The 13,568-nt window shown below is 39.7% G+C and carries 14 protein-coding genes; 8 read left to right on the forward strand and 6 right to left on the reverse strand.

The genetic code is table 11. The features are described 5' to 3' along the window. The first annotated feature begins 16 nt into the window (after positions 1-16). Positions 17-673 (forward strand): Crp/Fnr family transcriptional regulator, encoded by a 657-nt coding sequence (locus SYJ56_RS17590; RefSeq protein ID WP_323836360.1) that lies wholly within the window; start codon positions 17-19, stop codon positions 671-673. On the opposite strand, the gene SYJ56_RS17595 is transcribed toward SYJ56_RS17590, so the two are convergent. Beyond that, the gene (locus tag SYJ56_RS17595; RefSeq protein WP_323836362.1) at positions 674-1,477 is read right to left on the reverse strand and encodes a universal stress protein; all 804 of its coding nucleotides are present in this window, start codon (positions 1,475-1,477) and stop codon (positions 674-676) included. 212 nt (positions 1,478-1,689) lie between these two features. Between SYJ56_RS17595 and SYJ56_RS17600 the strand changes: the two genes are divergently transcribed. Continuing rightward, entirely contained in the window at positions 1,690-2,496 is an 807-nt protein-coding gene (locus SYJ56_RS17600; protein WP_323836364.1) for a sulfite exporter TauE/SafE family protein, read from the forward strand. 165 nt (positions 2,497-2,661) lie between these two features. Here the strand turns inward: SYJ56_RS17600 and SYJ56_RS17605 are convergent, their stop codons facing one another. Continuing rightward, positions 2,662-3,312, reverse strand: a complete 651-nt coding sequence (locus SYJ56_RS17605) for a sulfate ABC transporter permease (protein ID WP_323836366.1) — start codon at positions 3,310-3,312, stop codon at positions 2,662-2,664. 79 nt (positions 3,313-3,391) lie between these two features. On the opposite strand from SYJ56_RS17605, the gene SYJ56_RS17610 reads away from it, so the two are divergent. The 5 genes from SYJ56_RS17610 (at position 3,392) to SYJ56_RS17630 (ending at position 8,655) form a co-directional block, all read left to right on the forward strand. Next, on the forward strand, positions 3,392-4,585 hold the full coding sequence (locus SYJ56_RS17610; RefSeq protein ID WP_323836368.1) for a tetratricopeptide repeat protein: 1,194 nt from the start codon (positions 3,392-3,394) through the stop codon (positions 4,583-4,585). A 209-nt stretch (positions 4,586-4,794) separates the two neighbouring features. Beyond that, positions 4,795-5,277, forward strand: coding sequence for an Lrp/AsnC family transcriptional regulator (locus SYJ56_RS17615; protein ID WP_057936775.1), 483 nt, complete (start codon positions 4,795-4,797; stop codon positions 5,275-5,277). Between the two features lie 55 nt (positions 5,278-5,332). Next, the gene (locus SYJ56_RS17620) at positions 5,333-5,875 is read left to right on the forward strand and encodes an NUDIX hydrolase (protein ID WP_323836369.1); all 543 of its coding nucleotides are present in this window, start codon (positions 5,333-5,335) and stop codon (positions 5,873-5,875) included. Between the two features lies 1 nt (position 5,876). Beyond that, positions 5,877-7,232 (forward strand): MATE family efflux transporter, encoded by a 1,356-nt coding sequence (locus SYJ56_RS17625; protein WP_323836371.1) that lies wholly within the window; start codon positions 5,877-5,879, stop codon positions 7,230-7,232. 70 nt (positions 7,233-7,302) lie between these two features. Then, a complete protein-coding gene (locus SYJ56_RS17630) occupies positions 7,303-8,655 on the forward strand; it encodes a M24 family metallopeptidase (protein ID WP_323836373.1) in 1,353 nt (450 codons plus the stop codon). Here SYJ56_RS17630 and SYJ56_RS17635 read toward each other — a convergent pair whose 3' ends face one another. From SYJ56_RS17635 to SYJ56_RS17645, 3 genes are all read right to left on the reverse strand, one after another. Then, positions 8,656-9,834 (reverse strand): MFS transporter, encoded by a 1,179-nt coding sequence (locus SYJ56_RS17635; protein ID WP_323836375.1) that lies wholly within the window; start codon positions 9,832-9,834, stop codon positions 8,656-8,658. It abuts the gene before it with no gap. Between the two features lie 50 nt (positions 9,835-9,884). Next, a protein-coding gene (gene prfB / locus SYJ56_RS17640; RefSeq protein WP_323836377.1) for a peptide chain release factor 2 occupies positions 9,885-10,986 on the reverse strand; the annotation gives its coding sequence in 2 pieces (ribosomal slippage) (positions 9,885-10,925 and positions 10,927-10,986; 1,101 coding nt in all). A gap of 66 nt (positions 10,987-11,052) precedes the next feature. After that, positions 11,053-11,559: a hypothetical protein gene (locus SYJ56_RS17645; protein ID WP_323836379.1), complete on the reverse strand. Its 507-nt coding sequence runs from the start codon at positions 11,557-11,559 to the stop codon at positions 11,053-11,055. 465 nt (positions 11,560-12,024) lie between these two features. On the opposite strand from SYJ56_RS17645, the gene SYJ56_RS17650 reads away from it, so the two are divergent. After that, positions 12,025-12,411 carry a GreA/GreB family elongation factor gene (locus SYJ56_RS17650; protein ID WP_323836381.1) on the forward strand — a complete coding sequence of 129 codons (387 nt, stop codon included), beginning with the start codon at positions 12,025-12,027 and terminating at the stop codon, positions 12,409-12,411. A 57-nt stretch (positions 12,412-12,468) separates the two neighbouring features. Here SYJ56_RS17650 and SYJ56_RS17655 read toward each other — a convergent pair whose 3' ends face one another. After that, entirely contained in the window at positions 12,469-13,536 is a 1,068-nt protein-coding gene (locus SYJ56_RS17655; RefSeq protein WP_323836383.1) for a branched-chain amino acid aminotransferase, read from the reverse strand. Positions 13,537-13,568 lie beyond the last annotated feature (32 nt).

The raw sequence follows: 13,568 nt of genomic DNA on the forward strand, positions 1-13,568 counted from the left end.
ATCTTTTATATATGATATGACAACAGAAGAATTAAAAGAAGCTTTACCAAATTTTACAGATCCTGCATTGCTAGAGCAGATTTTGGCTAAGGGTCAAATCATAGATTTGGAGGCCGGTAAAGTGCTTATGGAGCCTGGACAGTTTATTAAAATGGTTCCTATAGTCCTGGATGGCTCAATCAAAATATCCCGTATGGACGATGAAGGAAGAGAGTTGTTCCTATATTTTTTGGATGCAGGAGAGACTTGCGCTTTGTCATTGACATGTTGCTCCTCTTCAAAACCTAGTGAGATTAAAGCAGTGGTGGAGGAAGATGCCACTATTGTCGCCATACCTATTACCGCTATTGACCAATTCTCTAATGATTTTAAGCAATGGAAAGAATTTGTATCAAATACTTATCAAAGCCGTTTCCAGGAATTGCTTGTTGCACTGGACGCAGTAGCATTCAAGCGGATGGATGAGCGTTTGATGAGGTACATTGTGACTAGAATGAAGCAACTTAAGACCAATGAACTGCATACCACACATCAGGAAATTGCAAACGAACTAACTACTTCCAGAGAGGTGGTATCCCGACTTTTGAAGCAATTGGAGAGAAAGAAATGGATTGAGTTGGGGAGAAATGTGATCTATATTCGTGATGATTTTGAGGAGTTGATTAGTAAATAATCAAGGCATTACAAGCAGAGGGACTTTAGAATGAAAAACCATTTGTATGGTTTGACTGCGGCTGAGAACCTGTTCCCATAGGTTTTTATGTTCATGACACATTACAAGAATTACTTTTTCGTTTTCTTCTAAAAATTGGTCTAACCCCTCCACAGGTGTTTTAGCATAAAAAGTGTGGATTTTCACGGGTAATCCCGGATGATGTGTTGCTATGAAATCCTCTAATTTTTTGATTCCAGGTTCTTCTTCAAAGTCCGCAGCTGTCTGCACGTGGACGAATTCTATTCCTCGTCCCCATCTTATGCTCATATCTATAACCCAGTCGATAAACTTTTCTTCATGAGTCGCAAATTCTAAGGCTAGCGCTACTTTTCTTATTTCAGAAGCATTTGATTCTGTGGGAACAACCAAAACGGGGACAGACGATTCTCTAATAAGATTGATAGTGGTGCTACCAATCAATGCAACCTTAATACCACTTAAACCTTGAGTTCCCATCACGATCAAGGTAGCATTCATATCTCTTGCAATCCTAGCTACAGAAATAGAAGCAGTCCCCTCTTTGATAATTGTAGTGAACTTTAGTTTGGAGGTTTGATATTTTTCCAATGTCTTTTGCATCAGGGATTCAGCATCATTATGCATACTTTCCATAGCAATAGAAGCCTGTGAGGCAAAATCAAAAACGGCCTCTATCACATGAACTAGAATTATTTCGCCATCTTTTTTTCCTGCGAGAGCTAAAGCAAACTCTAATGCGTTTGTAGAATTGTCAGAAAAATCAATTGGGATAATTATTTTCATGGTCTCAGGTTTACTTATATTAATTTAGTCAATTGTAGAGGAATATTACCTATTCTATAGATGTAGTCAGAATTAATCTGCAACTAGAGGGTTCTCAATTTTCTTGAAAATATTTCCTGAGCATTAATCTATCCAAAACCAGTGTAACATTTGTCACTTCTTGCCTGAAGTATCACTGGTACTTTTGTAATGTTAAATTTGAGAAATTTATAATGGAAATTATTGTATTGGTAGGTTATGCAGCGGCAGTTATCATAGGCATAAGTTTGGGGCTTATTGGAGGTGGTGGGTCTATTTTGACTGTCCCCGTACTCGTTTACATTTTAGGTATTGATCCCGTATTGGCCACGGCTTACTCACTTTTTGTGGTAGGAAGCACCTCGCTAATTGGTTCTTTTACCTATATGAAGAAGCAACTGTTGGATTACAAGACCGCTTTGGTATTTGCAATACCTTCTTTTATCGCAGTTTTTTTAACAAGGAAATTTATTGTACCAGCTCTTCCAGATCCATTATTTGAATTAGGAGGTGCAGAGATAACCAAAAGCATTGGCATCATGGTATTCTTTGCGTTGATTATGCTGGCGGCATCTTATTCCATGATTAAGGGTAATGGAAAGTCTGATGCTGACGACGAAAGTGAAGTTAAGTTTAATATACCACTGATTGCAGTGGAGGGAGTGGTAGTGGGATTGATTACTGGCATAGTAGGTGCAGGAGGAGGATTTTTAATTATCCCAGCACTTGTGCTTCTGGCTAAACTTCCGATGAAAATGGCCGTGGGGACATCTCTTTTGATTATTGCAGCCAAATCACTAATCGGATTTTTAGGAGATGTTTCCAATCAAATAATCGACTGGAAATTGCTATTGATTTTTACTGGGTTATCTATAGTTGGAATATTCATCGGTAGTTCCTTATCTAAAAAAATTAATGAAAAAGCACTCAAAAAAGGGTTTGGTTGGTTTGTACTCGTGATGGGTGTTTATATTATCGCTACAGAGTTGATGTCAATGTAATACCCAATTTAGAATATACTATTGAATTTAATGCTGATAGAATATTCTGTAACCTACATTTATTAAAGCTAGTAGTCGATTTGGAAATCCAGTTGAATAGTTGAATACGTAACAAATTAGGGAAAGGGGTCAGTATTTGCTGATCCATTTTTTATTGTAAATTGACTAACCTCTGTAAACCATAATGTACCAAGTGAGCCATATTGCCAAGGGGATATAATAGCTTACAAAAACGACAAGACCGCATTCCATAAATGGCCTACGACTGATCATATGAAAACCATATAGCCATACTATTCCGTAGATTATCTCAAATATATTGACAGTGGCAAAAGCGTAGTGATATTGGGGCGCTACATTTCCTGGACATAGGAGTGAGAGCAATGAAAGCGCTCTGTATTCATCTATTTCTATGTAAGTCACTCCAGTTGAAGGTGATATGTAAACTAAAAGTCTAACAAGTTCTGGGAAAATAAATACTACTTCAGCAATAAGGGCAAACTGCCATAATTCTTTATAGGGTACTTTGTAGCCTATCAGAAATGCACCCAGCCAGAAGAGAAAGGAAATAACCGTGAATTTCCAAAGTAATGCAAAAGGTGTCCAGAGATAGTTAAGGGCATTGAAAATGTGGAAAATCATGAAATCACCTCTGGCTTCCAAATTGTTGTAATCTGGAATAGCTTCAAGAATTAACGTGTTGGTTAGATATCTGATCAGCAGAAACAAAAATACCAATACTAAAAAATAAACTCGTTTATCGAAATCAATTAGTTCTTTCAGACGTTGTCCTTCTGGAGTTAAAATTTTAGCCATTATTGTGATGAATCTTGCTCAAATCTAAAATTTTGTTTGGGAATACCTCTAATTTTGAGGGTTAAAAAGGAAGAAATATATGTTAGCACGAATCGCGATGATTCTTTGTTTTTGGTTTACTAGCCTTGGAGTTGCTGGGGCGCAGGAGGCAGAATCGGATTCTATGATCTTTGCGCCTTCTAAGTATTTATTGCTGGACAGGGGCCTTCAGTTTAGGATTACCAAGTCGATCAACAGCATGTACAATTTTGATTTCCCGACTGCTGAGCGGGACTTTGCTGTGCTTGCTATTCAGTATCCAGATCACCCCCTGCCAGAGTTTTTGGTTGCTTTGGGCTATTGGTGGAGGATCGAAGTTGATGTGTCCAATGAAAAATATGATGCAACTTTTGTCAAGTACTTGGACAGATCTATCGAAAAAGCTGAGGTGATGCTTGACGATGATGAGACTAATAAGGAGGCGGCTTTCTTTTTAGCAGCGGGATATGGATTTCAGTCTCGATTATATTCTGAAAGAAAGAGCTGGACCAAAGCAGCTTGGGCAGGAAAAAATGCTTTGAAGTATATGAATTTGAGTAGGGGTGAGGAAGAGTTTAATCCAGAATTGCTGTTGGGAGATGCTCTTTTTAATTATTTCTCTGAATGGATTCCTGAAAATTATCCGCTTTTGAGGCCAGTAATGGCGCTTTTTCCAAAAGGGGACAAAGCCCTTGGCTTACAGCAACTGGAGCAGGTTGCATCCAATGCATTCTATACCCGAGTAGAAGCGCAGTATTTTTTATTTAGGCTTTATGCTTCTGAAGAGAAGGAGCCATTTAAAGCACTTCAGATTTCAGATTATTTGCATAATAAATTTCCCAATAATCCATATTTCCACAGGTCTTATGCGCGGCATCTCTACACTGTGGGGCGATGGACGGAATCTGTCCAGCAATCCATGGAAATTCTAGAGCGGATAGATTCAAAGATGCCCGGCTATGAATCTAACAGTGGGCGATATGCAGCATTTTACATTGCTCAATTCAATGAGCGTATGGGAAATCGGGCAGAAGCTAAGAAATATTACCTTAAAACGTTATCCTTTGGTGAGGAGTCTGAGTCTCAGGAAAGTGGTTATTATTTGCATTCATTATTACAATTAGGAAAGATAGCGACAGAGGAAAAAAACAAGACTTTAGCTAAAAAGTACTTTAAGGATGTGAAGAAGTACGCCAAGCGAAAACACCCTGCTCATCAAGAAGCTAGGGATTTTATCAAAAAGAATAAACTTTAATAGAAAAAGGGACGTTTTACTCCAATGTAACAGGAGATAATTTGAATTTTTCAAAGGACACAAGCAATTTTGAAAGGATTGTTAGCATAATGGCCTTGAAATCTTAAGAAAATTTCGAATTTCCTCTTTAAAATTCTGATGAACGGTTTAAAACAATCATCAAATATATTAACTTTGCACCATATAAAATTTTGTAAATGCAAGAGATCATGGATCATAGCTTAAGAATAAAATTCGATAAAATTGATAGGAAGATTCTGGAAATCCTCCAAGCCAATGCCAAAATCACAAATGCTCAATTGTCAAAAGATATTGGGCTTTCTCCTGCTCCTACCTTAGAGCGTGTGAAGAAATTGGAGCAATCAGGTATCATAAAAAGCTATCATGCTAAGCTTGATCCAGAAAAGATCGGCTTAGGTGTAAGTACTTTCGTATTGGTGAGCTTGATAGGTCACAATAAAGGAAATATTGATGCATTTATGCGTGAAATCAATATTATTCCTGAAGTGATTGAATGTCATCACATCACAGGTACAGGTGACTTTATCCTAAAGATTATTGCAAAAGATATTACCTCATACCAGAATTTGATGCTTGAGAAAGTGTCTGAAATCAAAGAAGTAGATTCCATGCAATCCATGGTAATTTTATCTACTTTCAAGGATTCTAAAGTAATGCCTATCCCGGCTTAATCAGCCTTTACTAATTTATAAAGGGTGGCGTAAGTCACCCTTTTTTTTTGAACAAATGGAACAAAATCCCTGGAAAACCAAGAAGATTAATCCGATTTACGAAAATCCCTGGATTAAAGTAGAGCACCATGATATCATAAACCCTGCTGGCAACGATGGTATTTATGGCAGAGTGCATTTTAAAAATAGAGCTATGGGCATCATTCCTATCGACAAAGATGGCAATACCTGGCTTATTGGTCAGTTTCGATATACACTGGACGAATACTCATGGGAAATTCCAATGGGTGGAGGGCCAATAGATGTGGATCTGTTGGAAAGTGCCAAGCGTGAATTGAAGGAAGAAACTGGATTAACAGCGTTGAAGTGGACAGAAATCATGAAGATTCATACCTCAAATTCAGTAACAGACGAAGTAGGGTATGTTCATCTAGCAGAAAACCTAATTCAAGGAGAAACTGAATTTGAGGAAACAGAAGTTCTTAAAATAAAGAAATTGCCTTTTGCTGAAGCATTGGAAATGGTAATGAATGGAGAAATCACTGATGGAATCAGCATTGCTGGAATTCTTAAGGCTGCCAGGATTCTAAATTTATAACATGACGATCAAAGATCATTTTAACATTACTTTCAATCTGGCATTTCCGGTAGTCTTGAGCCAATTAGGTCAAGTGTCTGTAGGGGTAGCGGATAGTATGATGGTAGGTCACTTGGGTGCAGTGCCCTTGGCAGCAGCGTCTTTGGGCAATAGTATATTTTTCGTGCTTCTAATGTTTGGAATGGGGATTTCGATTGGAATTACCCCTCTGGTTTCAGTAGCCGAAGGCAAAGGGAAATTCAAGAGAATTGGCCATCTTTTTCAGCATGGACTATGGATTAATATTGCCACGGCAGTGCTTCTTACCGTAGTTGTTGTGGGTTTATCAAAAGGTTTACATTTCTTAAATCAGCCGGAAGAAGTGGTATCCCTTACGATTCCATACCTCTTTATAATCACTGCATCTCTGTTGCCTTTTATGATTTTCCAATCATTCAAACAATTTGCCGAGGGTTTATCCCAGACCAAGCAGGCGATGTATGTCACAATTTTTTGTAATCTAATCAATGTATTCCTTAACTGGGTGCTGATCTATGGGAATCTAGGTGCGCCAGAAATGGGGCTCAACGGAGCCGGACTGGCTACGTTAATTTCCAGAATATTAATGCCTATTATGATGGGGATCTACGTAATGAGATCAAAAAGATACAGCGTATTTAATCTCCAGCTGGGAATAGGTAAGCTGAGATTTTTATTGTTGAATAGGATCTTGAAAATCGGTGTACCAACCGGCTTCCAATATATTTTCGAAGTTAGCGCATTCAGCGCTGCTGCTATAATGATGGGGTGGATAGGTGTCAACGCACTTGCTGCCCACCAGATTGCTATTAATTTGGCATCGATTAGTTACATGATGGTTTCTGGACTGAGTACTGCGGGGATGATACGTGTGAGTAATCAGATTGGCCGGAATAATTTCAAAGGAATGCGTGAAGCAGGAATGGTTGTCTTTGGGATGGTTCTCGTTTTCATGGCAGTTACAGGACTGCTATTCATTTTTATGAGATCATACCTTCCTACGCTATATATTGATAATGATGAGGTGGTGGCATTATCTGCTTCCTTGCTCATCATTGCCGGAATGTTCCAACTTTCTGACGGTATCCAAGTTGCTGGTTTGGGAGTATTGAGAGGTCTTGAGGATGTCAAATTTCCTACTGTAATTACGTTGGTGGCTTATTGGGTTATCGGTCTACCATTAGGTTACTTCTTGGCTTTTGAACTAGAAATGGCTGAAAAAGGCATTTGGTATGGTTTATTGATTGGCCTGAGTTTAACGGCGATAGTACTATTCTATCGCTTTCATAAGTTGAGTAACCGGATGATTGCTGCAAATAAGCCGACCGTCACTGCCTAAGTATTCTCAATCCTAATCCCTCTTCCAATTTCTTCTTTTTGTTATATATTCAGGATTAATCCATCCTAATATGATCAAAAAGCTATTCTTCGTATGCTCTTTAATTCTTTCATCCAATGTTAGCCATTCTCAAAATGTGGCTGTGCTGACTCAGCGCGAACAAGCTGATGTAATAGATAGCTGGCTAGATTACCGGATAAAAAATCTACTTCCGCAGTTAATGACCGAGACAGGAATCGACATGTGGGTAGTGATTTCCAGAGAATACAATGAGGATCCAGTGATCCGAACCATGCTTCCAGCTACTTGGATGGCCGCGAGGAGGAGAACTATTTTGGTGATGTATCAGTCTTCCGAAAATGCTCCTGTGGAAACCTATGCTGTGGCAAGATACGATGTGGGCAAGGCTTTCAAAAAAGCCTGGGATCCAGAGGATCAGCCAGATCAATGGAAGGCTTTGATGGAATTAATCTCTTCAAAGAACCCAAAAAAAATAGGATTGAATTATGCTAAAGATTATGGACATGCTGATGGTTTGACAACAAATGAGTACCAAATTTTTTTAGAATATTTACCGCAAAATCTTCAGTCAAATGTTGTTTCGGCACAGACTCTCGCTGTCCGGTGGTTGGAAACTAGAACAGAGCCTGAAATGGCTACTTACAAGCATATTCAAGAAATTGCTCATGGGATTGTAAGTGAAGGGCTTTCTGAAGCAGTAATCACACCGGGTGTGACGACGACCGAAGATGTAGTCTGGTGGTATAGAGAAAAAATCAAAGAACTGAAATTGGATACTTGGTTTCACCCATCTGTGGATATTCAACGTGCAGATCCTGCCAATAATGAGCAAAACAGAAACTTTGCTACCAAGTCTCCAGAATCGGTGATTTTACCAGGTGATTTGCTTCATGTGGATTTTGGGATTACTTATCTTAGATTGAATACAGATACACAGGAAATGGCATATGTCCTGAAAGCAGGAGAAATTGAGGTTCCTGACTATTTGAACAAAGCTTTTGGTGAAGGGAACAGAGTTCAGGATATTTTGACTTCAAATTTCGTGGAAGGTAAAACAGGAAATGAAATTCTTCGGGCTTCCCGAAATGTATTGGATGCTGAGGGAATCCGTGGTAGCATATATACTCATCCACTTGGCTTTTATGGACATTCAGCCGGACCTACCATAGGGATGTGGGATAACCAAGGAGATACCCCAGGTGCAGGTGACTTTCCCCTTCACGCAAATACAGGCTATGCTATAGAGTTGAATGCAGTGGTATTTGTGCCCGAATGGAATAAAGATGTGAGAATTATGCTGGAAGAGGGAGCTTTATTTGATGGTCAAAAAGTGACTTATTACAATGGTCGCCAGAAGGAGATTTACTCAATTCCACGAGTAAATAAGCATCTGGGATATTGATCAAGTGGTTTCTAAATTTCGCTTTTCTCTTTTGATGAAAAGTAGAAAAACAAACGCAAGTCCTGCAAAGCCAGCACTGGTAAGAAATACCAGCCTAAAGTTCTCGGGACTATTCGCAAAAAGAAAACCTGAAACCAGTGCTCCAATACCTATTCCAGCTTCCAGTGCTATATACATCGTAGCTAAAGCGCGTCCTCGAAACTGATCCAGTGATAGATCTACCACCCAAGCAGCCGTGGTAGGACTATACATTCCGACCGCACAGCCGAAGAGTACACCAGATCCTAATAAAGCAAATCTACTTTCTGCAAAAGCAATTAAGATCATTGCAAAAACAAGGGTTACACTTGCAGCCTGCATTACGGGGATTCTTCCGTAGCGGTCGGAAGTTTTACCCGCCAACAGTCTAATTCCTAAGGAAGAGAGCGTGAAGACTCCAAAGAAAAGCCCTTTATTTTCGATCCCCAGATGGGTGGAGAAATCGGGAATAATTGTCAACACCACACCAAAAGAAAAGGCACATAGAAAAAGTATTCCAGAGGGTACAAGCACTCTTTTTTCTATAATTTCATCTTTTGTCAATTGAAACATTTTCCATGAAATCCGCTCTCTGTTTGGTAGAGTTTCTTTGAGTTTCAGTAAAATCAGAATAGAAAATATTGCGGTAAAGGCTGATACATAGAAAACAGTTTCTATAGAGAAGAGTGTGGCTAGCCATCCGCCAATAGCTGGTCCGGCTGCCATTCCCATCGATCCAAAAAGCGAAAATAGTCCCATCGCTTCGCCCCGTTTTTGATAAGGGACAATATCTGCAACATAAGCTGAAGCACCAGTAGGAGTAAAGCCGGTAGAAAAGCCATGTGCAAATCGTAAAAATAAAAATCCACCAACAAAGCTCATAAGGGGGTAGAGCATTCCAACCACAAAGCAAACGCTTGCCCCAATCATCATCACGGGAATTCTTCCGATTTTGTCAGCTAGTTTGCCGCTGAATGGTCTGGAAAGTCCAGCTGAGAGTGTGAATAAAGCGATGATAAATCCTTTATAATCTTCCCCGCCTAGCGAAGTTAGGTACGCTGGTAGCTCGGGGATAATCATATTGAAAGAAGAGAAAAACAAAAATGAACTCAAACAGAGTAGGGAAAAATCTACAGTGAAAAATGAAGTGGTTGTTTTCATCGGAACCCTTAAAGGAAATAAGGCCAGGATTTCAACCCTGGCCTCATATATTAGTCTTTGCTTGCCTGCTCTTCACTTTGCGCGAGCAGGAAAGCTTTCATAAACTCATTTAATCCCCCGTCCAAGACATGCTGTGTGTCTGAAGTTTCATGTCCAGTCCGGTTGTCTTTTACCAGCTTGTAAGGGTGGAGTACATAGTTTCGGATCTGCGAACCAAAATCTACCCGCATTTTAGAAGATTCGATTTTTGCAATTTCAGCATTTCTCTTCTCCAACTCCATTTGAAACAAACGCGATTTCAACATCTGCATGGCTTTCTCCCGGTTGGCAAGTTGTGAACGCTCGATCTGACAAACCACCACGATCCCGGTCGGCTTGTGAGTCAATTGAACTTTAGTTTCCACCTTGTTCACGTTCTGTCCACCAGCTCCGCCTGATCTAGAAGTATGCAACTCCACATCTGCAGGATTAATTTCGATTTCTATGGAATCATCTACTTCTGGGTAAGCATACACCGAGGCAAAAGACGTGTGCCTTCTTCCTCCTGAATCAAATGGAGAGATTCGAACCAAGCGGTGAACGCCCGTTTCGGATTTTAAAAATCCATAAGCGAGCGGCCCTTCAAATTCCAGCGTACAGGATTTGATACCGGCTACTTCCCCAGGCTGCAAATCCACCTCTTTCACTTTGTAGCCGTTTTTCTCACCCCACATGATATACATTCTCATAAGGATTGAGGCCCAGTCATTACTTTCTGTACCTCCGGCACCAGGGTTGATTTCTAATACTGCATTCAGTTGATCTTCTTCCGAAGAGAGCATTTTCTTTAGCTCTAGCTCTTGTACCTCAGCCTCGGCTTTGATGTACTCGGCTTTCATTTCTTCTTCAGAAACTTCATCTACACTGTAGAACTCAAACAATACGTCGAGATCCTCGATTATTTTATTGAGCGTTTCGAATGAACTCGTCCAAGCTTTCCTTGCCTGAATCTGCTTCATGCTTTTTTCTGCCTCTTCTGGATTGTTCCAAAAGTCAGGCTGGGCCGATACGGCCTCTAGGTCTTCTATTTCGGCAATCTTACGATCGTAGTCAAAGATACCTCCTCAAAGCCGATGTGCGGGCTTTCAAGTCTTTCAGTTGTTCTGAAGTCATCTGTCTAGGTTAAAATTTAGGGTGCAAAAGTCCGAAAAAATATCTGCTTATACCAATAATCCTTGATTAATCCATTCGCATTTGGATTAGCTGGATTTTATTTCGTCCTGTATTCTTAAATATTTTATAGCGCAAAGGAAGCAATGCTACTCCTGCTCCCAACAAGATCCCTGATGTAAGTCCTACGCCACTGCTGATTGAGAATTCGTTGTCGTGGTAAATACTATTGATGGATTCAGCTCCAAGTAGAATAATTCCGGCACTGAGCGTTAGGACGTTGAGCGCCCTCAAGGTTCCATTTCTACGATCTTTATCTCGAATGTCTATCTCGGTAATAGTCTCTGGCGACAGAATATTTTCACTGAGGTAAATAAAGTTTTGGTCAATGCTTTGGATTACATCGGTAACGAAATAGTCTATTTTTGTGCTTTTGTAGGTAATAGTCTCGCCTGGGTAATACCGAATTTGGGATTTTTGTTTTGCCCCTCTCTTAAGAAGTATGAAATCTGTTCCCTGCGCAAAAGAAGATAGAGTTGAGGAGAACATGAGAAAAATGACTACTAGGTTTTTCATTACTCTAAATAAAAACAAATTGAGGAAAAATCATGCTGGAATTTCCGGAAATTTAGTGAGTAGCTCATTTTGCATCAAATAATTATCTATCGCTTTCTAGTACTAATCTTCTGCGCATGTCGATTTTATGATAATCTTCAATTAGACGAGATTTTTAAATGGAATACAAAGAACCCCTATAGTGGTAATCCGTATGAAGATCTAGGAAGAAAAATGCTTGTTTCTATAGTTTGATTTTTCTGCCTGAAACTGGATCATTTTGTCTTCAAACATTGTACATATCGTCTCCAATACTTTTTCTGCTACCTCGTCCAGTAGTCGGAGGATATGTGTATCAATCCAAAAGAGCAAAGCCTTTATTTCTTAGCCCTCAGTGATTTTGATTATTACTTAAGCAGGGCAATTTTTCAAGACTTCTTTATCTGAGCATTTAGCTCGTGTTCACTTTATTTATTATTAAAAATTATGAAGCCAATACTCACAAAATCGGACTACAATACAATTAAAGAATTGATTGTTAATACTCCTTCACATTTGATTACCAAGGAGATAGCTTTGCTCGCAAGAGAAATCGAAAAAGCCAAACTAGTTTCGGAGAATAAAATTGAACCGCAAGTGATTCGAATTAATTCTCATTTCGAAGTTCAGGAACTAGCTTCTGGCCAACTATTAAAATTTCAATTGACTTTGCCTAAGTTTGGCAATATTGCTGAAAAGAGGCTATCTATTCTTTCTCCATTAGGAGTTGCGTTAATTGGCTTTCAAGAGGGGATGGAAATTGAATGGGCTTTGCCCGGAGGGCTGAAAAAGCTCAAAATACTTAGTGTGCACGCTCCTCACTATGCTGAATAAAAAATGGCTGTCTATTGTGGTTAGACAGCCATTTTTAAGAGAAGTGCAATTAAATTTTTAGATCGAAATAATCCAATCGTGTGGGTCGGCAACATCGCCATATTTAATTCCGTCTAGTTCCGCCAATACTCTGTGTGAAAATGCATTTTCAGATTTTCCTGGAAGCATGTAATCTTTACCATTTACATTGATTCGCTGCACATGTGCGATAGTTGCTGCAGTACCAGTTCCGAATGCTTCTTCTAGTGTTCCGTCTATCAATGCTGCTTCAAGCTCTGAAACTGTCAGGAATCGTTCTTCCAGAGGTTCGTTCCAATCTTTTGCAAGTTGAATTACTGAATCTCGTGTGATTCCTTTCAAAATTGTTCCTGTATTCGTAGGCGCTGTGATCAGCTTACCGTTGATTTTGAACATGATGTTCATTGTTCCACTCTCCTCTATTTTGCTGTGCGACTTGCCGTCAGTCCAGAGAAGCTGGTCGTATCCGGCCTTTTGAGCTTGGCGTGCAGGGTAAAGAGAAGCAGCGTAGTTTCCTGCTGTTTTTGCAGCACCAGTGCCTCCTTCAGTTGCTCGGGTAAACGTCGTTTCAACTTTCACACTCACAGGCTTGTTGTAGTAATTTCCTACGGGGCAAGTGAGGATAATGAATTTGTAAGTATCGGATGGTTTAACTCCTATGTAATCATCCGTAGCAAACATGTATGGTCTTACATACAACGAGGCACCTTTTGCTGTAGGTACCCACTTTCTATCCAAATCAATTAGTTGGGTAAGACCCTCCATGAAAATCTCCTCAGGCAGCTCAGGCATACACATACGCTCAGCCGATACATTTAATCGCTTCCAGTTTGCGTCCGCACGAAAAACCAAGATCTTTCCATTTTCATTTCTATAGGCTTTCATGCCTTCAAAAATAGACTGACCATAATGAAGTGTGGCGTTGGCAGGATTTATACTAAGAGGGCCGTAAGGGACGATTCTAAGGTCACACCATTCACCATCTTTGTAATCGGCTACAAACATGTGATCGCTGATCGTACGTCCAAAAACTAAATTGGAAAAGTCTATTTCCGCTAATCTAGAGTTTTGAACTTTAGTTATCGGTAGGGCAAGTTGTGTCTTCATTGGTTTTGCCTTTAATCTGGCTGAGCCAGGTA

Origin of the sequence: Algoriphagus aurantiacus (genome assembly GCF_035156405.1) — a bacterium.
Lineage (GTDB): Bacteria > Bacteroidota > Bacteroidia > Cytophagales > Cyclobacteriaceae > Algoriphagus > Algoriphagus aurantiacus.